At 50.4% G+C, this 619-nt stretch carries 6 tRNA genes; all 6 read left to right on the top strand.

The features are described 5' to 3' along the window. Positions 1-33: 33 nt before the first annotated feature. The 6 genes from HMPREF2917_RS10750 (at position 34) to HMPREF2917_RS10725 (ending at position 569) form a co-directional block, all read left to right on the top strand. Positions 34-106 (top strand) — tRNA-Asp (locus HMPREF2917_RS10750). A gap of 24 nt (positions 107-130) precedes the next feature. Further along, a tRNA-Lys gene (locus HMPREF2917_RS10745) sits at positions 131-203 on the top strand. 6 nt (positions 204-209) lie between these two features. Beyond that, positions 210-291 (top strand) — tRNA-Leu (locus HMPREF2917_RS10740). Positions 292-308: 17 nt separating this feature from the next. After that, positions 309-381 (top strand) — tRNA-Thr (locus tag HMPREF2917_RS10735). Positions 382-404: 23 nt separating this feature from the next. Continuing rightward, positions 405-476, top strand: a tRNA-Gly gene (locus HMPREF2917_RS10730). A gap of 7 nt (positions 477-483) precedes the next feature. Continuing rightward, positions 484-569 (top strand) — tRNA-Leu (locus tag HMPREF2917_RS10725). Positions 570-619: the final 50 nt, after the last annotated feature.

Here is a 619-nt window from a genome sequence, read left to right as displayed (position 1 = left end):
AGGGTCAGCGGTTCGATCCCGTTAACTCCCATAGGTCCCGTAGTGTAGCGGTTATCACGTCGCCCTGTCACGGCGAAGATCGCGGGTTCGATTCCCGTCGGGACCGTTAAAATAATGAAAATTATTTTAAGACTCGTTAGCTCAGTTGGTAGAGCAATTGACTTTTAATCAATGGGTCACTGGTTCGAGCCCAGTACGGGTCATATTTTGCGGGTTTGGCGGAATTGGCAGACGCACCAGATTTAGGATCTGGCGCTTTACGGCGTGGGGGTTCAAGTCCCTTAACCCGCATAAGAGAATAATAATGAGCCGGCTTAGCTCAGTTGGTAGAGCATCTGATTTGTAATCAGAGGGTCGCGTGTTCAAGTCATGTAGCCGGCATTTTTTTATATAAAGAAAGCAATGCGAACGTAGTTCAGTGGTAGAACACCACCTTGCCAAGGTGGGGGTCGCGGGTTCGAATCCCGTCGTTCGCTTGAGGAGGCCGGGGTGGCGGAACTGGCAGACGCACAGGACTTAAAATCCTGCGATTGGTAACGATCGTACCGGTTCGATTCCGGTCCTCGGCATAGATAAAGGTTGAAAGAAGCACCCTTAGCTCAACTGGATAGAGTACCTG

Origin of the sequence: Streptococcus sp. HMSC061E03 (assembly GCF_001813505.1) — a bacterium.
Lineage (GTDB): Bacteria > Bacillota > Bacilli > Lactobacillales > Streptococcaceae > Streptococcus.
The sequence above is the reverse complement of the archived record's forward strand: the minus strand, read 5'-3'. Positions and strand labels throughout refer to the sequence as shown.